This is a genomic window from Agrobacterium sp. 22-210-1 (genome assembly GCF_053522525.1).
Window position 1 is genome coordinate 1,232,884 of record NZ_JBNWCI010000001.1, and the last position, 16,544, is coordinate 1,249,427.

Here is a 16,544-nt window from a genome sequence, read left to right on the forward strand (position 1 = left end):
TTCCTTATACGCCGAGAGATTTCAGTTTGCGATGCAGCGCTGATCTTTCCATGCCAACAAATTCTGCCGTGCGCGAAATATTGCCGCCGAAACGGTTGATCTGGGCCACCAGATAATCCCGTTCGAACATTTCACGGGCTTCGCGCAGCGGCAGGGTCATGATGTGCTGGTCGCCCTGCGCCGAAATCTTCGGCAGCATGTCGCCGATATCCGACGGTAGCATGTCGGCCGAGATCGGTGCTTCGCCGCCTTCGGGACGTGCGAGAATCATCAGTCGCTCGATATTGTTGCGCAGCTGGCGGATATTGCCCGGCCAGTCGTGCGTCTGCAGGACGGCCATGGCGTCGTCGCCGATCTTGCGCGGGCGGATGCCGGCCTGCTCGGAAATCTGCCGCATGAACATATCGACGAGGAAGGGAATATCCTCGCGCCGCTCGGACAGCGCCGGCACCTTCACCGGCACGACGGCCAGACGGTGGTAAAGGTCTTCCCGGAACTGGCCTTCGGCGATCAGGCTTTCGAGATGATGGGCGGTCGAGGAAATGATGCGCACATCCACCTTCACCCGTTTGCCGCCACCGACGCGCTCGAACTGCTGGTCGACCAGCACGCGCAGGATCTTGTTCTGGGTTTCGCGCGGCATTTCACCGACTTCGTCGAGATAAAGAACGCCGCGATGAGCTTCTTCCAGCGCGCCGACCTTGCGCGGCTGACCCGGCAGCCCTTCGGTACCGAAGAGCGCGATTTCCATGCGGTCCGGCGTAATCGTCGCGGCATTCAGCGCCACGAAAGGTCCGGTGGCGCGTGAAGATTTCTTGTGCACCATGCGCGCCACCAATTCCTTGCCGGAACCGGAGGGGCCGAGGATCATGATGCGGCTGTTGGTGGGCGCTACCCTGTCGATGGTCTGACGAAGCTGCGAAACCGCAAGCGAGGCGCCGACGAGTTCAACCGCGTCACCCGTGCGCTTCTTGAGTTCCTGAACCTCACGCTTCAGCTTGGAGTTTTCCAGCGCCCGTTCGGCGATCAGGATCAGGCGGTCTGCCTTGAACGGCTTTTCGATGAAATCGAAGGCACCGCGCTTGATGGCGTTGACGGCGGTTTCGATATTGCCGTGACCGGAAATCATGACGACAGGAATTTCGGGATGGCGGCTCTTGATTTCGTCCAGCAACGCCAGACCGTCAAGCTTCGAACCCTGCATCCAGATATCGAGAAAGATCAGGCGCGGCACGCGCTCCGAAATCGCGGCCAGCGCGCTGTCGCTGTCGAACGCCATGCGGGTTTCGTGGCCCTCATCGGAGAGAATACCCGCCACGATTTCGCGAATATCCGCCTCGTCATCCACGACCAGAATATCAGACGCCATATGCTGCTTCCTTGTTATTTTCGCCGCCGACCGCCTCGATATAGGGCAGCAGCACTCTGATCATGGCGCCGTGGCCGTGATCGAACTCCGGCGGGGCATCGTGGAGTTCCAGATACCCGCCATGCTCTTCGATGATCTTCTTGACGATGGCGAGGCCGAGACCGGTGCCCTTGTCCCGCATCGTCATATAGGGTTCGAGAATGCGGTGACGGTTCTCGACGGGCAGGCCGCGGCCATTGTCGATGATATCAGCCACGAAACGGGAATTGGCCTCGTCGAAAGAGGCGCGCACGAGGATTTTACCCGGCCGCTTTTCGCCTTCCACCGCTTCGATTGCTTCCGTCGCATTCTTGATGAGATTGCCGAACGCCTGCCCCAGCATGCGGGCATCGAACATGCCCTCCAGCGGGATATCACCCAGCTCGGTGGAGAACTTCGTGTCGGCGGCACTGATTTCCCGCAGAAACGCCGCATCCTTCAGGATCGAGCGCAGGTCCGACTTTTCCTTCGTCGGCTTCGGCATGCGCGCAAAGGCCGAGAATTCATCCACCATCCGGCCGATATCACCGACCTGCCGGACAATGGTGTCCGTACACTGGTCGAAGATAGCGCGGTCGTTCTCGTCGATCTGCTTGCCGAAACGGCGCTTGATGCGCTCGGCGGAAAGCTGGATCGGCGTCAGCGGGTTCTTGATTTCATGGGCAATGCGGCGCGCCACATCCGACCATGCGGTGGAGCGCTGGGCGATGACGAGATCTGTAATGTCGTCGAGGGTGATGACGTAGCTGTCGCGGCTGTCGCGGGCATCCTCGCGGGTGACCTGCACATTGAGCGTCCGTTCCTTGCCACGTCGCATGATGTTGATCTGCTTGCGGAAGTTGCCGCGCGACCAGGTATTCGCCTCGGTCACGACCTGTTCGATTTCAGGCGCAATCTCGGAAAGCTGCGCGCCGATAAGCTGCTCGGAGGTCTGCGCCAGGAATTCCTCGCCCGATGGGTTGACGATGGTGATCTTGCGGTTCTCGTCAACGCCGATAACGGCTGCGGTGACGCCTGATAGCACAGCCTCGATGAAGCGGCGCCGATCGTCGATATCGTCCTTCGCCTCAATGATCTGATCCTGCTGGCTGCGCAGTTCCGAGACCATCTTGTTGAAGGTGCGCGACAGGCGCCCGACGTCACCATCCACAGCCCGAACGGGCACCAGCACATGCATGTTACCGGTGGCGACGCTATCGGCGGCACTGATGAGAAGGCGGATCGGCCGGACGATACGGTCGGCCACCGCAATTGCGGTCCAGATGGCCGCCAGAAGCACGATCAGCGCAAAACCGAGATAGAGAATAGCAAAGGCGATCTGCAACGGTGCGCGGCCTGCCTCCATCGCCTTGTATTCGGCGCGGTTCTCCTCCATCAGCCGCATCGCGCCCATCACCTTGGGATCGACGGCGCGCACGGTATAGAGGAAGGTGCCCTGGATGCCTTCAAGCTTGATGATGGCGCCAACGAGATTAGTGATACCGGGCGGGATCAGGGTCGGTTGACCGGCGGCAGCTTTTTCGAGCGCATCATGCGGAATGGCGGGAAGCGGCTTTTCCGTCTTGATGTCGGCTTGAGCAACGGCGTCTCCGTCCTCCTGCACCAGAAACGCGCCAAGCAGGCCGCGGCCCTTGGCCTGACGGGTCATCAGATCAATGAACCCGGTGCGGTCGAGATAAAAAAGCGCGCGGTTGCGATCAAGGTCGGTGGCCATCGACAGGGTTTGTCCCTGAAGGTAGCCGGCATTTTCCATCATATAGGCCTGAGCGATATTGCTGGAGGAATCGACGATCGACTGGGTTCTAAGCGAAAACCAGCGGTCGAGACCGACATTCAGCGTCAGACTGGCGAAGATGGCGACAAGTACGGCCGGCGTGATTGCCACGATGGAGAACAGCACGACGATGCGGACGTGCAGACGTGCCGCCGCCCTGCCCTTTTTACGCGCTTTCAGCAGGCGGTTGATTTCGCGGCCGATCAAAAAAATCAGGCCGATCACGAAGATCGAATTGATGACGACGGAAGCAATGACGACATTCGATGTCGGCGCAATCGGCGTGACGCCGAGAAGTACGAAGAGGGTGATGATGGCGCAAACAAGGGCGACGCCGGCGAGCACCAGCCCCGGCAGAGCGAAAGACATCCTGCGATCGGCAACCACCATGCCCGCTGCCTCATCGGCAACGGCGTGTTCAGCGGCGGGTTTCCGCATGCACTACTCCCAATCGCTGGCCAGCCAGCACCACATTCCTGAAGTCAGGCGAGAAACGCTTCAAGTCGGCGAATCTCTTTCCTTCCTAGTGTTTTCCAAGCAACACAATGTGGCGAAAATGCAACGACAAATGCCGCCTTGTCAACATTCTCAGGTTGGGCGGGAGCTACGATAGACCGAGACGCCAAGCTCGCGGATCTTTTTGCGCAGCGTATTGCGGTTGAGGCCGAGGAGATCGGCGGCCTTGATCTGGTTGCCGCGCGTCGCCGTCAGGGCAGCGAGAATCAGCGGATATTCGAGTTCCCGCAGCACGCGGTCGTAAAGGCCGGGCGGCGGCAGACCATCGCCGAAGCTGGCGAAATAATCCCGCATATTCTCCTCGACCGCCTGCGAAATGCTCAGCGTACCGGTGCGGACCGCCATCTTGTCGAGCGGGCTGTCAGGAACATCCGACTGCAATTCCTGCTCGATGATCTCGCGGGTGATGACTTCCTGCGGATAAAGCGCCATCAGGCGGCGGATGAGGTTTTCCAGCTCGCGCACGTTGCCCGGCCAGGCATAGGCCTTCATGACCTCCAGTGCCTCGCTCTCGAAACGCTTGCCTTCCAGGCCCTCCTTCTCACCCGTCTGGATGAAATGGCGCACCAGATCGGGAATATCCTCGGCGCGGTCACGCAGCGGCGGCAGGCGTAGCGGCACGACATTCAGGCGATAATAGAGGTCTTCGCGGAAGAGGCCCTGATTGATCGACTGTTTCAAATCCTTGTTGGTGGCGGCGACGATGCGGACATCGGTGCGGATCGGCGTGCGACCACCCACCGTCGTATATTCGCCCTGCTGCAACACGCGCAGCAGGCGCGTCTGGGCATCCATCGGCATATCGCCGATTTCATCGAGGAAAAGTGTGCCGCCTTCGGCCTGTTCGAACCGGCCGGTCGAGCGGTTCTGCGCGCCGGTAAAGGCGCCCTTCTCATGGCCGAAAAGTTCGGATTCAATCAGGTCGCGCGGGATCGCCGCCATATTGATGGCGACGAAGGGGCCGTTGCGGCGCTTGCCGTAATCATGCAAGGCACGCGCCACCAGTTCCTTACCGGTGCCGGATTCGCCCGTGATCATCAGCGTCAGATCGGTTTGCATCAGGCGGGCGAGAACCCGGTAGATTTCCTGCATCGCTGCCGAGCGGCCAACGAGCGGCATGCCGTCCTGCATGTCGTCATCCAACTTGGCCGGCTTGCGCTTCGGTTCAGAAAGCGCGCGGCCGATGATGGCGATCAACTCCGTCAGATCGAAGGGCTTCGGCAGATAATCGTAAGCGCCCTTTTCCGAGGCCTTGATGGCGGTCATGAAGGTGTTCTGGGCGCTCATGACAAGAACCGGCAGGTCCGGCCTGGCCTTCTTGATGCGTGGCAGCAGATCGAAGGCGTTTTCATCCGGCATCACGACATCGGTCACGACAAGATCGCCCTCACCCGCCGAAACCCAGCGCCAGAGCGTTGCGGCATTGGAGGTGATGCGCACATCGTAACCGGCGCGGCTGAGCGCCTGGTTCAGAACCGTGCGGATCGCGGCATCATCATCGGCGACGAGGATCGTAGCTGTCATGGGTCATTTCCTGTCGTGTTCGGCAAAGAGCTGTCGTCGAGCGCCATTTCCGGCGAGACGGGCAACAATACGCGGAAAGTCGTGCGGTGGTTCTGGCTGTCGCATTCGACGATGCCGCCATGGGCGCCGATCAGCTTGGCAACAAGTGCCAGGCCGAGGCCCGAACCATTCGTCTTGGTGGTAATGAAAGGATCGAAGAGATGCGGCAAAAGATCGGCCGGGACGCCCGGACCATTGTCATGCACGCAGAATTCGAGCGGCAGCGAGATGCGTTCCCGGCTGCCGGCAACCGAAAGGCGCATGCCGGGACGGTAAGCGGTGGTCAGCAATATCTCGCCATCCGGCTGGTTGCCCACGGCTTCCGCCGCATTCTTCACCAGATTGAGAAAAACCTGCACCAGCTGGTCGCGATTGGCATAAACCGGCGGCAGCGAGGGGTCGTAGTTCTCGGAAATCTTGATATTGCGGGCAAAACCCGCCTTGGCGATGGCCTTCACATGATCGAGCACGGAATGGATGTTGACCGGTACACGGTCCACCGGCCGCTCGTCGGAAAATACCTCCATGCGGTCGACCAACGAGACGATGCGGTCGGTCTCGTCGCAGATCAGCCGCGTCAGCGCCCGGTCCTCGTCGGCAACCGACGTCTCCAGCAACTGGGCGGCGCCGCGAATGCCGGACAGCGGATTCTTGATTTCATGCGCCAGCATTGAGGCAAGGCCGGTGACCGAACGGGCCGCCGCGCGATGGGTCAATTGCCGGTCGATCTTGTCGGCCATCGACCGTTCCTGAAAGACGACGACGACCGATCCCGGTTCGCTGACAACAGGCGCGACGTAAAGGTCGACCAACTTGTCCTGTCCGAGACGCGGAGAACTTAGATCAACGCGATATTCGTTGACCGGGGCCCGGCGCTCCCGCACCTGATCTATCAGCGCCAGCAGCGGGCTGCCGAAGGGAATGAAGGTGGAGACGCGGTAGCGGGCAAGATGGGAGGCGCTCGCCCCGAAAAAGGCTTCGGCTTCCCAATTGGCGAATGCGATGAAACCCTCGGCATCCACCAGAATGACGGGGTTCTGCACCGCGTTCAGAACCGCCATGGCGAGCGGGTTTGCATCTGCCGGGCTGTGTTTGTCAGCGCTCATGCGGCCTTCCTTGCGGCTTCTTCGCCCGCATTTTCGCAAAGGGCGGAACGCAGCAGATCCGCCACTTCCCCCGTGTCACGCGATGTCATGATTTTAGCCTTGTCGGGCGTGGTGAACTCAGGCGCGAAACGGTCGAGATACCAGCCAAGATGTTTGCGGGCATGCCTGAGACCGGCTTCCCTTCCGTAAAATTCCAGCATCATCTCGTAATGCTCGACGGCAATACCAGCGATTTCCGCACGCTCAGGCGCGGCATGTCCGGCCAGCACTGCGGGCAACCAGGGCTGACCCTGCGCACCGCGACCGACCATGACGGCATCAGCACCCGAACGGCGCAGGATTTCGCGTGCATCTTCGGCGGTCTCGACATCGCCATTGGCGATCAGCGGCACGGAAATCACCTCGCGCACTGCGCGGATGGCGTCCCAGTCTGCGCGTCCTTCGTAAAACTGCATGCGGGTGCGGCCATGAATGGTAATGAGCTGAACACCTGCCGCTTCTGCGCGGCGGGCAATCTCGGGCGCGTTGATGGTGTTTTCGTCCCAGCCCAGCCGCATCTTCAGCGTGACAGGCACATCGACCGCGCCGACTGTCGCCTCGATCAGTGACAGGGCGTGATCGGGATCGCGCATCAACGCCGAACCGGAATAACCGCCCGTCACCTTCTTGGCCGGGCAACCCATGTTTATATCGATGATGCCGGCGCCATTGTCAGCGGCGATCTTCGCCGCTTCCGCCATGAAATGCGCCTCGCGTCCGGCAAGCTGCACCATATGCGGAACCATGCCGGCATTTTTCAGCCGCGCCCAGGATTCACCCCTGTTAGCGACGAGCTCGCGGCTGGCGACCATTTCCGTCACAACCAGACCAGCACCATAACGCCAGGCAAGCTGCCGGAACGGCAGATCCGTCACGCCCGACATGGGCGCCAGCACCGCACGATTACGGATCGTTACGGAGCCGATGCTGAACGGTTCTGACAATTCCGGAAGGGGCAACTGATGATCTTTCATGCAGAAGGGTTATTTGCATTATTTTTAGACAGTGTTTGCGCAGTTGCCAAGCACTTTTAGACGGTTGCACCTTTTATTTGCGAGGCGGCTGCCTGCCTGTTTTGCGGTCGGTAGCAAATTGTGCAGATCCGGGCGTGCAATGACGTGCGATCCTGCGGCGTGCGAGATGAATGCGCGTCTTATCGGGCTGGCCATCCGGGTTTTGAAACGCTAGAGCATGACTGTCAACCGCTAAGGGTTGCGCGCAAAGCATAAGACCAATGCAGGAAAGTACTATGAAACTCGGCATCGTCATCGTCGCCGCAGGACGCGGCGAAAGGGCAGGCTCCCCCGAGGAAGGGCCGAAACAATATCGCCCGATCGGCGGCAGGGCCGTGATCGAGCATACATTGTCGACCTTTCTTGGTTGGGACAGCACCTGCCCCATCGTGATCGTCAGCCATGCGGACGATACAGCACTGCTCTCACCGATCCTGCAGCGGCTTGAAGCCGGCGAGCGGATCATCACGGTGACCGGCGGCGCGACGCGCCAGCAATCGGTGCTGGCGGGGCTGGAAGCGCTCTCTTCGGAAGACCTGACGCATGCGATGATCCATGACGCCGTGCGGCCTTTCGTCGCCGTGGATATGCTGGAGCGTATCGTGGCGCTGCACGCGGAAGGTGCTCGGGGCGTTCTGCCTGCCCTGCCCGTTACCGACACGTTGAAACGCGGCGCGGATGACCGCGTTGTGGAGACGGTTTCCCGTCAGGGGCTTTATGCGGCGCAGACGCCACAAAGTTTCGGCTTTGGCGATATTCTCGCCGCACACCGCGCCGCTGCCATTTCCGGAAAGACCGATTTTACCGACGATGCGTCGATTGCCGAATGGGCGGGACTGCCGGTGACGCTGACCGAAGGTTCGGTCGACAATGTCAAACTCACTCTCAAGCGGGATATCGCCATGGCCGATGAAAAACTCTCTCACGCCTTGCCCGACGTGCGCACCGGCAATGGCTACGATGTGCACCAGCTGGAGACCGGGGATGGCGTGACGCTTTGTGGAGTCTTCATCGAACACGACCAGAAACTCAAAGGTCATTCGGATGCCGATGTGGCGCTGCATGCGCTGACGGATGCGCTGCTCGCCACCTGCGGAGCCGGTGATATCGGCGATCACTTCCCGCCGTCCGATCCACAATGGAAGGGCGCCGCATCGCGCATCTTCCTCGAACATGCGGCCAAGGTGGTGCGCGATAATGGCGGCACGATCATGAATGCCGATGTCTCGCTGATCGCCGAAGCGCCGCGCATCGGCCCGCACCGCCAGGCCATGCGCGAAGCGCTCTCGGACATGCTCGGCATTGCGCTGGAGCGCTGCTCGGTGAAGGCGACGACGAATGAGACGATCGGCTTCGTCGGCCGCCGGGAAGGCATTGCGGCCATCGCCACCGCTACCGTCGTTTACAGGGGCAGACCGTTATGAGCCTTTTTCCCGCGGACATAGGAGATCTGGCGCAGCGCATCATCGCCGATTTCACAGCCCGTGGTTTTATGGTCTCGACCGCCGAAAGCTGCACGGGCGGCCTGATCGCCGGTTCGCTGACCGAAATTTCCGGCTCTTCCGCCGTCGTTGATCGCGGTTTCGTCACCTATACAAACCAAGCCAAGATGGAGATGCTGGGGGTTGGCGCCGAGACGCTGACGACATTCGGCGCGGTATCCCGACAGACGGCGCTGCAAATGGCGCATGGCGCCCTGTTCCGCTCGCGCGCGGATTTTGCCGTGGCCGTGACTGGAATTGCTGGTCCGGGTGGTGGTTCCGCTGATAAACCAGTCGGGCTGGTGCATCTGGCCGCCAAGGCACGCAGCGGCGAAATCCTGCATCACGAAATGCGTTACGGCGAGATTGGCCGCACCGAAATACGGCTTGCTACCGTCAGAACCGCACTTGAAATGCTTGTAACCCTCAATCAGGCCGGGTCGGCGTAAATCTTGTCTGCGCGGGTCTCGAAGGCTTCGGCGAACATGCGGAAAGCCCGGTCGAACATCGACCCCATGACGGCGCCAAGCAACCGGCTCTTGAATTCGTAATCGATGAAGAAATGAATGGCCGAGCCGCCATCTTCCGATTCTTCGAAACGCCAGCGATTGTCGAGATATTTGAACGGTCCATCGATATATTTCACGTCGATGGCGCGCTCGGCCGGGTTCAGCAGCACCTGCGTGGTGAAGGTCTCACGAATGGCCTTGTAGCCCACCGTCATATCCGCCACCAGCAGCACCTTGCCATCCCGCTCCTTGCGCGAGCGAACGATGAGCCCTTCGCAAAGGGGCAGAAACTGCGGATATTTCTCCACATCGGCGACAAGGTCGTACATGCGGTCGGGTGAGTGTTTGACGTGGCGATGCGTTTCGAACTGGGGCATAAGCGGCAGTTAATCGCCGATAACAAGAAGATCAAGAAGGCGGCGAAACTGTTTTCGGCTTTTCAGCTGGAATACAGGCACATCGGGGCCGTAAAGGGCGAAATTCTGCTCGAAAATCGGAGTATGGTGGCGCTCGAAATTCCAGATATAACGCAGGAAATCGGCGTCTATCCTTTCCGGACATCCCTCCGCCATTTCCGGCCGTGCCTTGCCATACCCCTTGATCGCCCGGCTGACGGCGCCCCACAGGCAGAGCCATCGCGGCATGCGCACCCAGAGCACGATGTGAGACCGCGGCATACGCATATCGAAAGATGACGGATTGCTGCCATCCATCAACCAGCGCTCCTCCGTGACCATGGCGGCTATCCTCTGCCGCTGTTCTTCGCGCGGGCGCAGCTGCCAGCCGGGCAGCCAGAAAACTTCGCGGTCCATGGAGATATAACGAAGCCCAAATTTGCGTGCGAGCTTCTGCGAAAGCGTCGACTTGCCGCCGCCAGAACAACCGACGACCATGATGCGCTGCGCCCCGGCGATGACTACAGCGGCGTCTTCCACTGTCTCAAGATAGTTCGGCATCCTATACCCTCATCATGACCGGAGAGATTGCCTGACGCGCGGACACCCGCATTAAAGCGATATTGTCGTCGCGCATGGCAGTTACGGAAAATTGACTATTGCAACCCCCTCACAGGGATTGCTATTTATTTGCCACTAATATTACACCCACTGGATGCAAACGCGCCGGGCGCTCCCATTTTTCCCACGCGCATTCATCTTTGGGTTCAGACCCGATACATAACCGCTTTGAGCCACTGAGTGAGCCGATGGACGATTTTTCCAACATCATCAACCTTCTCGAATCCGCCAAGCAACTCGCGTCGATGAACGGCATGCCCGTGCTTGCCTACCTTATCGACGTTGCAAAATGCGAGGCGAGAGAGAACAAGCCTGTTCTGCGCAAGCGCAAACGCGGCGAATCGACAGCCAAGGAAGACTGTTAATTGCGTTTCGTATGGCCGACCGATAAAGCCGGCTGGCCCAATCTTCAAGACGATGTCATAATCAGACAATGAAACTGGCCGCTTTTTTCGAGGCGGCCATTTCTTTGCACAATGGAAACGACAGCGTCATGACAGTCGCATCGGCAGATATCAGAACCTACCGGCAGGAAAGACCTAGGGAACGGCACGGTTTCGTGCAAATCGTTCTCCCGGTCTCCGGCTGCCTGCGGATCGATGTAGGCGGACGGCAGGATGAACTGTCGACCGGGCGCGGCGTCTTCATCCACCGTAATGCGCCGCATATGCAGGAAGCAACGGCGATCAACCATTCGCTGGTGGTCGATATTGATGAAAGTGCTGTTTCCGAGCAGACACTGGAGAGATTTGCCCGCGTGCCGTTTCTCGATATTACGCCTGATACACGGCAATTGATCGCCTATATGCACGGCCTCATCAAAACCGACGGCCGGCGCGACGATATCGCCGGTCTCTGGGCACCGCTGCTGGTGGACAGCCTCGCGACTGAAAAAAGCGATATCCGCCAGCGCCTGCGCGAACTCAGTGCGGTCGTCAGGGCGGAGCCGTTCTTTCCGTGGACGATCGACATGCTGGCGGCCTGCGTGACGATCAGTGACAGCCGCCTGCACGCGCTGTTTCTCGAAGAGTTCGGCCTCCCGCCTCACCGCTGGCTTGCAGGATTGCGTATGGACAAGGTCTGCACGCTCCTTAGCGAATCCAGCCTGCCGATTGCGGAAATCGCGCTCAGGGCCGGTTTTTCCGACCAGACGGCGCTGACGCGCGCCATGCGCAATGCCGTGGGGGAAACGCCCGCCGCCTATCGCCGGAACTACGGCATTCACTAGATGTGAGCTTTTAGGAGGTTGTCCGTTCATAGCGGATCGAGGTGCGTGGGGGCGTTCCCCCCCTCTGCAAACCAACAATCAGAGCGGCGGACAAGTCCTCAGGAGTTTTTGTCAAGACAGCCGTAAAGGGCTGTGGCACATCGCGGACAAAGTGAATGCGGATGTGACATGACATGAACAACAGGACAGGTCTCGGTGTTTTTTACGGCGTGCTGGCGGGTGCGCTATGGGGCGGCATCTTTCTCGCCCCGAAACTCGTGCCGGATTTTTCGGCCCTGCAATTATCGACGGCGCGTTATCTCACCTACGGGCTGATTTCCCTCATCATCATCGGGCCGCGCCTGAAACGGGTATCGGCGCATTTCGGTGCGCGGGAATGGATCGCGCTTGGCTGGCTGAGCATGATCGGCAATATCGCCTATTACGTCTTCATATCGACGGCAGTGAAACTGAGCGGCGTCGCCTTTACCTCGATCATCATCGGCTTCCTGCCGGTCGCCGTCACCATTATCGGCAGTCGCGACCATGGCGCGGTGTCGCTGAAGCGGCTGTGGCCGTCGCTTGCCTTCGGCGCAATAGGCATTATCGGCATTTCCTGGCAGTCACTGACGGAAAACGACGCGGGGCTGGATGTTTCCCGTGTCATCGGGCTTGCCTGCGCTCTCGGAGCACTCGCCTCCTGGACGGCCTTTGCTGTCGGCAATGCCCGTTGGCTGTCGCGTCTTCACGATGTCAGCGCTGATGATTGGAACATGATGACGGGTGTCGTGACCGGCGGGCTTGCGCTGCTGCTGGCCATTCCGGCTTTCAGCTTTGGTGGAGAAAGCCATAGCTCCGGAGACTGGCTGCATTTCGCTGCCATCGCCGCCGGGCTCGGTTTCACCGCCTCCATTCTCGGCAATGCCTTCTGGAACCGCATGAGCCGCCTTCTGCCTCTCACCATGGTCGGACAGATGATTCTGTTCGAAACGCTGTTTGCTCTGCTTTACGGCTTTCTCTGGGAAGGGCGTGGGCCGACCATTGTCGAGATCGTGGCGATCTGTTCGGTGGTGCTGAGCGTGATTTTGTGCATGAGGGCGCATCGGCCGGAGAAGGTTGCGGTGTGATTGGGTTGAAGACCGGGAACAGGCGGCGGAGCCATTTCACAAGCCTTGCCTCCCACTCACGTCATCCTCGGGCCTGTCCCGAGGATCCAATCACGTATCGTACAATCGATAGGTCGCAGATGCTCGGGACAAGCCCGAGCATGACGGTGGAGAGAGCGCATATCGCCCGATCCAGCAACCTATGTTGCCGAACCTTTATCCCTTATTCCGCGGCCGCCAGCAGCTTCTTCTCGCGGGCAGCGCGCAGGCGTTCGAAATCGTCGCCAGCATGGTGGGAAGAACGAGTCAGCGGGCTGGAGGAGACCATCAGGAAGCCCTTGGTGTAAGCCACCGTCTCATAGGACTTGAATTCCTCCGGCGTGACGAAAGCTTCGACCTTGTGGTGCTTGCGGGTCGGCTGAAGATATTGGCCGATGGTCAGGAAGTCCACATCGGCGCTGCGCAGATCGTCCATCAGCTGCAGCACTTCGTTGCGCTCTTCGCCGAGGCCAACCATGATGCCTGACTTGGTGAACATGGTGGGGTCAAGTTCCTTCACCCGCTGCAAGAGGCGCACCGAATGGAAATAACGCGCGCCGGGGCGAACGGTGAGATAATTGCCCGGAACGGTTTCCATATTGTGGTTGAAAACATCGGGCTTGGCGGCCACGACACGCTCCAGCGCGCCGGGCTTCTTCAGGAAGTCGGGAGTGAGGATTTCGATGGTCGTGGTGGGAGATGCAGCACGGATCGCCCAGATGACCTTTTCGAAATGTTCAGCACCACCATCGGCGAGATCGTCACGGTCCACCGAGGTGATAACGACGTGCGAGAGGCCCATCTGTTTGACGGCCTTGGCAACGTTCTCAGGCTCATCCATGTCAAGCGCATTCGGCTTGCCGGTCGCGACATTGCAGAAAGCGCAGGCACGGGTGCAGATTTCACCCATGATCATGAAGGTCGCGTGTTTCTTGTCCCAGCATTCGCCGATATTCGGACAGCCGGCTTCCTCGCACACCGTTACCAGCTTGTGGCTGCGCACCAGTTCGCGCGTCTCGTGATAACCCTTGGAGGTCGGCGCCTTGACGCGGATCCATTCCGGCTTGCGCATGACCTCGGTATCGGGCCGATGCGCCTTTTCCGGATGGCGGATGCGCTTTTCGTCGGACGACGTTCTGTCGAGAATAGTGACCATTTAAAACCTGCTTCCATCGCCTGTGGCGATCTAAACACCTGTTGGCCGGATGCTTTAGAACAATTCCAGAAAAAGCGTAAGCCCTTTCCGGTCACGAAGCATTTTCAGCGCCGTACCAGCTTTGCCAGGAACAGCAGAAGGCTGGCGCCGATGAAGGACGTGACGAAATAACCGAGTCTGCTGTCCTGCACGAAGACATCAAGGGTGCGAAGTACGGCGACGGCGACAACCGAGCCGACAATGCCCAGAATGATGTTCATGAAAATGCCGAAGCGCATGTCCATGAGCTTGCCCGCTAGCCAGCCGGCGAGACCGCCGATGATGATTGCTGCAATCCAGCCTACACTTTCCATTCCCACGCTCCCTGAAGAACAGTTCCCTTGAGGAACCGGCGTTGAGACATATGGGACACCCGGCAAGGTTAGACAATGCCGGGCATCACGCAGCACTTATGCGTTCAGCACACGCCCATAGGCGTCGAGCACGCTTTCCTTCATCGATTCCGAAATGGTCGGATGCGGGAAGATCGTGTGCATCAAATCTTCTTCTGTTGTCTCGAGGTTCATGGCGACAACGAAGCCCTGAATGAGTTCGGTGACTTCCGCGCCGACCATATGGGCACCGAGCAGCTCACCGGTCTTCTTGTCGAAGATGGTCTTAACCATGCCCTGATCTTCACCCAGAGCGACCGCCTTGCCGTTCGCCGCGAAAGAGAAGCGGCCGACGCGGATGTCGCGGCCCTGTTCCTTGGCCTTGGCTTCGGTGAGGCCGACCGAGGCAACCTGCGGGTTGCAATAGGTGCAGCCGGGAATCTTGAGCTTGTCCATCGGGTGGACATTCGGCAGACCGGCGATCTTTTCAACGCAAATGACGGCCTCATGTTCGGCCTTGTGGGCGAGCAGCGGCGGGCCGGCGACATCACCGATGGCATAGATACCAGGCACATTGGTCTTGCCGTAACCGTCGATGACGATGAAGCCGCGATCGGTCTTCACGCCGACAGCCTCAAGGCCGATGCCTTCGACATTCGCCACGACGCCGACGGCGGAAATCATCCGGTCAGCGGTGATCTTCTCGGAAGAACCGTCCTTCTTCTCCAGCGTCGCAGTGACGGAGTTTGCAGCCTTCTCGACCTTGGAAACCTTGGTCTCCAGATGAATCTTGATGCCCTGCTTTTCCAGCTGCTTCTTGGCGAAGGCAGAGATTTCCGCATCCTCGACCGGCATGACCTGGCTCATGATCTCGACGACGGTAACGTCAACGCCCATTGTGCGGTAGAAGCTGGCGAACTCGATGCCGATGGCGCCCGAGCCCATGACGAGCAGCGACTTCGGCAGTTCTTCCGGCTTCATCGCCTCGAAATAGGTCCAAATCAGCTTGCCATCCGGCTCAATGCCGGGCAGCGCGCGCGGGCGGGCGCCTGTCGCGACGATGATGTGCTTGGCGGTGTAAGTGCCCTCGCCCAGCGTGTTCTTCGGAACCGGACCCTGCGGCTGAACCACCGGCTTGGTGGACTTGCCAACGACGATTTCACCCGGCTTGGTGATCTTGGCTTCACCCCAGATGATGTCGACCTTGTTCTTCTTGAACAGGAAACCGACGCCGTTGTTCATGCGAGCGGCAATGCCGCGCGAGCGGGCGACGATTGCCTTTACGTCCGGCTTGATCGAACCTTCCAGCGTCAGGCCATAATCCTTGGCATGGGTGGCGGTGTGCATGACATCGGCGGTGCGCAGCAGAGCCTTGGTCGGAATACAGCCCCAGTTGGAGCAGATGCCGGCAAGGTGCTCGCGCTCGACAACGGCGACCTTCATGCCGAGCTGGGCGGCACGGATCGCGGCAATATAACCGCCCGGTCCCGAACCGATGATGATGACGTCATAAGATTGAGCCATTGGAAATCCTGCCTTGTCTTAATTCGGATGACGGCACGCCGTTCCGAAACGGAATTATTGTCAAAGTCCGAGCATCATACGGACAACGGGCTCCAGCCCGCGGCCGATGGCCCGCGTGTTTTCAGCATCGAGATGAACGCCGTCCACCGGCGTGGTGCGGGCAACGGACCCGGCATCGAAAAAGCCGCAATCGAGTTCATCGGCAAGGTCCCTGTAGACGGAAGCCAGCATCGCCGATTCATCGATCGCATCACGAAAGATCGCGCCCATGAACGGATTGGCCGTTTCGCACAGTTGCGGCGGCGCGACGATCAGAACATCAGGCGCTTCCCAGTCCGGCACCTGCCAGACGTGGTTGCGCGTGAGTTTTACCAGCCGCTCGACACCCTTCATGGCGACAATGGCCGAACCATGGATCGCCGGTTTCATGTCGTTGGTGCCGAGCATGATAATGACGAGATCCAGCGGCGCGTGGCTGTGCAGCAGCGTCGGCAACAATCTGGCGCCATTGCGGTCACAATCGGCGGTGTGGTCGTCATAAGCGGTGGTGCGACCGCCCAGCCCTTCGTGGATCACATGCACGTCAGGCCCGAGCGCCTTTTGCAAGACGCTCGGCCATAGATCGTCATGGCTGTGCCGGCCACCCGTTTCCGCATTTGATCCCCAGGTAAGGGAATCGCCAAAGCAGAGGACCGACTTCACCATGTCACTCTCCG

General features: G+C 59.7%; 16 protein-coding genes. 5 read left to right on the top strand and 11 right to left on the bottom strand.

The window, feature by feature from the left end:
• Positions 1–4 precede the first annotated feature (4 nt).
• The 5 genes from ntrX to dusB all read right to left on the bottom strand — a co-directional run bounded on the left by ntrX (position 5) and on the right by dusB (position 7,380).
• Positions 5–1,369, bottom strand: a complete 1,365-nt coding sequence (gene ntrX / locus ACQZ5F_RS06210) for a nitrogen assimilation response regulator NtrX (protein ID WP_035217431.1) — start codon at positions 1,367–1,369, stop codon at positions 5–7.
• Positions 1,359–3,620, bottom strand: a complete 2,262-nt coding sequence (locus ACQZ5F_RS06215) for a sensor histidine kinase NtrY-like (protein ID WP_052818468.1) — start codon at positions 3,618–3,620, stop codon at positions 1,359–1,361. The genes ntrX and ACQZ5F_RS06215 overlap by 11 nt, the downstream gene beginning before the upstream one ends.
• A gap of 150 nt (positions 3,621–3,770) precedes the next feature.
• Positions 3,771–5,222 carry a nitrogen regulation protein NR(I) gene (gene ntrC / locus ACQZ5F_RS06220; RefSeq protein WP_046800205.1) on the bottom strand — a complete coding sequence of 484 codons (1,452 nt, stop codon included), beginning with the start codon at positions 5,220–5,222 and terminating at the stop codon, positions 3,771–3,773.
• Positions 5,219–6,367 carry a two-component system sensor histidine kinase NtrB gene (locus tag ACQZ5F_RS06225; protein WP_046800206.1) on the bottom strand — a complete coding sequence of 383 codons (1,149 nt, stop codon included), beginning with the start codon at positions 6,365–6,367 and terminating at the stop codon, positions 5,219–5,221. Before ACQZ5F_RS06225 ends, ntrC begins: the two co-directional genes overlap by 4 nt.
• Positions 6,364–7,380 (bottom strand): tRNA dihydrouridine synthase DusB, encoded by a 1,017-nt coding sequence (gene dusB, locus ACQZ5F_RS06230; RefSeq protein ID WP_137084174.1) that lies wholly within the window; start codon positions 7,378–7,380, stop codon positions 6,364–6,366. Before dusB ends, ACQZ5F_RS06225 begins: the two co-directional genes overlap by 4 nt.
• Before the next feature lie 275 nt (positions 7,381–7,655).
• Between dusB and ACQZ5F_RS06235 the strand changes: the two genes are divergently transcribed.
• Positions 7,656–8,843: a bifunctional 2-C-methyl-D-erythritol 4-phosphate cytidylyltransferase/2-C-methyl-D-erythritol 2,4-cyclodiphosphate synthase gene (locus ACQZ5F_RS06235; protein WP_225339870.1), complete on the top strand. Its 1,188-nt coding sequence runs from the start codon at positions 7,656–7,658 to the stop codon at positions 8,841–8,843.
• The gene (locus ACQZ5F_RS06240; RefSeq protein ID WP_046800209.1) at positions 8,840–9,349 is read left to right on the top strand and encodes a CinA family protein; all 510 of its coding nucleotides are present in this window, start codon (positions 8,840–8,842) and stop codon (positions 9,347–9,349) included. Before ACQZ5F_RS06235 ends, ACQZ5F_RS06240 begins: the two co-directional genes overlap by 4 nt.
• Here ACQZ5F_RS06240 and ACQZ5F_RS06245 read toward each other — a convergent pair.
• Together ACQZ5F_RS06245 and ACQZ5F_RS06250 are read right to left on the bottom strand one after the other, a co-directional pair.
• Positions 9,331–9,786: a type II toxin-antitoxin system RatA family toxin gene (locus ACQZ5F_RS06245; protein WP_046800210.1), complete on the bottom strand. Its 456-nt coding sequence runs from the start codon at positions 9,784–9,786 to the stop codon at positions 9,331–9,333. The genes ACQZ5F_RS06240 and ACQZ5F_RS06245 overlap by 19 nt on opposite strands.
• A gap of 9 nt (positions 9,787–9,795) precedes the next feature.
• Positions 9,796–10,365 (bottom strand): P-loop NTPase family protein, encoded by a 570-nt coding sequence (locus ACQZ5F_RS06250; RefSeq protein WP_225339871.1) that lies wholly within the window; start codon positions 10,363–10,365, stop codon positions 9,796–9,798.
• Positions 10,366–10,613: 248 nt separating this feature from the next.
• On the opposite strand from ACQZ5F_RS06250, the gene ACQZ5F_RS06255 reads away from it, so the two are divergent.
• The 3 genes from ACQZ5F_RS06255 (at position 10,614) to ACQZ5F_RS06265 (ending at position 12,759) form a co-directional block, all read left to right on the top strand.
• Positions 10,614–10,790, top strand: coding sequence for a hypothetical protein (locus ACQZ5F_RS06255; RefSeq protein ID WP_003496171.1), 177 nt, complete (start codon positions 10,614–10,616; stop codon positions 10,788–10,790).
• Positions 10,791–10,918: 128 nt separating this feature from the next.
• The gene (locus tag ACQZ5F_RS06260) at positions 10,919–11,653 is read left to right on the top strand and encodes a helix-turn-helix transcriptional regulator (protein ID WP_225339872.1); all 735 of its coding nucleotides are present in this window, start codon (positions 10,919–10,921) and stop codon (positions 11,651–11,653) included.
• Positions 11,654–11,826: 173 nt separating this feature from the next.
• Positions 11,827–12,759 (top strand): DMT family transporter, encoded by a 933-nt coding sequence (locus ACQZ5F_RS06265; protein WP_225339873.1) that lies wholly within the window; start codon positions 11,827–11,829, stop codon positions 12,757–12,759.
• Positions 12,760–12,961: 202 nt separating this feature from the next.
• Here the strand turns inward: ACQZ5F_RS06265 and lipA are convergent, their stop codons facing one another.
• The 4 genes from lipA to ACQZ5F_RS06285 all read right to left on the bottom strand — a co-directional run bounded on the left by lipA (position 12,962) and on the right by ACQZ5F_RS06285 (position 16,533).
• Positions 12,962–13,933 (bottom strand): lipoyl synthase, encoded by a 972-nt coding sequence (lipA, locus tag ACQZ5F_RS06270; protein ID WP_046800214.1) that lies wholly within the window; start codon positions 13,931–13,933, stop codon positions 12,962–12,964.
• A 104-nt stretch (positions 13,934–14,037) separates the two neighbouring features.
• Positions 14,038–14,286 carry a GlsB/YeaQ/YmgE family stress response membrane protein gene (locus tag ACQZ5F_RS06275; protein WP_046800215.1) on the bottom strand — a complete coding sequence of 83 codons (249 nt, stop codon included), beginning with the start codon at positions 14,284–14,286 and terminating at the stop codon, positions 14,038–14,040.
• Positions 14,287–14,382: 96 nt separating this feature from the next.
• Entirely contained in the window at positions 14,383–15,828 is a 1,446-nt protein-coding gene (gene lpdA, locus ACQZ5F_RS06280; protein ID WP_046800216.1) for a dihydrolipoyl dehydrogenase, read from the bottom strand.
• Between the two features lie 60 nt (positions 15,829–15,888).
• A complete protein-coding gene (locus ACQZ5F_RS06285) occupies positions 15,889–16,533 on the bottom strand; it encodes an SGNH/GDSL hydrolase family protein (protein ID WP_052818476.1) in 645 nt (214 codons plus the stop codon).
• Positions 16,534–16,544: the final 11 nt, after the last annotated feature.

Excerpts from the sequence above, each read along its gene's own strand:
- ACQZ5F_RS06240 (WP_046800209.1), top strand. The coding sequence starts at position 8,840 with ATGAGCCTTTTTCCCGCGGACATAGGAGATCTGGCGCAGCGCATCATC.
- ACQZ5F_RS06250 (WP_225339871.1), bottom strand. The coding sequence starts at position 10,365 with ATGCCGAACTATCTTGAGACAGTGGAAGACGCCGCTGTAGTCATCGCC.
- ACQZ5F_RS06215 (WP_052818468.1), bottom strand. The coding sequence starts at position 3,620 with ATGCGGAAACCCGCCGCTGAACACGCCGTTGCCGATGAGGCAGCGGGC.
- ACQZ5F_RS06255 (WP_003496171.1), top strand. The coding sequence starts at position 10,614 with ATGGACGATTTTTCCAACATCATCAACCTTCTCGAATCCGCCAAGCAA.
- dusB (WP_137084174.1), bottom strand. The coding sequence starts at position 7,380 with ATGAAAGATCATCAGTTGCCCCTTCCGGAATTGTCAGAACCGTTCAGC.
- ACQZ5F_RS06265 (WP_225339873.1), top strand. The coding sequence starts at position 11,827 with ATGAACAACAGGACAGGTCTCGGTGTTTTTTACGGCGTGCTGGCGGGT.
- ACQZ5F_RS06285 (WP_052818476.1), bottom strand. The coding sequence starts at position 16,533 with ATGGTGAAGTCGGTCCTCTGCTTTGGCGATTCCCTTACCTGGGGATCA.
- ACQZ5F_RS06235 (WP_225339870.1), top strand. The coding sequence starts at position 7,656 with ATGAAACTCGGCATCGTCATCGTCGCCGCAGGACGCGGCGAAAGGGCA.
- ntrC (WP_046800205.1), bottom strand. The coding sequence starts at position 5,222 with ATGACAGCTACGATCCTCGTCGCCGATGATGATGCCGCGATCCGCACG.
- ACQZ5F_RS06225 (WP_046800206.1), bottom strand. The coding sequence starts at position 6,367 with ATGAGCGCTGACAAACACAGCCCGGCAGATGCAAACCCGCTCGCCATG.
- lipA (WP_046800214.1), bottom strand. The coding sequence starts at position 13,933 with ATGGTCACTATTCTCGACAGAACGTCGTCCGACGAAAAGCGCATCCGC.
- lpdA (WP_046800216.1), bottom strand. The coding sequence starts at position 15,828 with ATGGCTCAATCTTATGACGTCATCATCATCGGTTCGGGACCGGGCGGT.
- ACQZ5F_RS06260 (WP_225339872.1), top strand. The coding sequence starts at position 10,919 with ATGACAGTCGCATCGGCAGATATCAGAACCTACCGGCAGGAAAGACCT.
- ACQZ5F_RS06275 (WP_046800215.1), bottom strand. The coding sequence starts at position 14,286 with ATGGAAAGTGTAGGCTGGATTGCAGCAATCATCATCGGCGGTCTCGCC.
- ntrX (WP_035217431.1), bottom strand. The coding sequence starts at position 1,369 with ATGGCGTCTGATATTCTGGTCGTGGATGACGAGGCGGATATTCGCGAA.
- ACQZ5F_RS06245 (WP_046800210.1), bottom strand. The coding sequence starts at position 9,786 with ATGCCCCAGTTCGAAACGCATCGCCACGTCAAACACTCACCCGACCGC.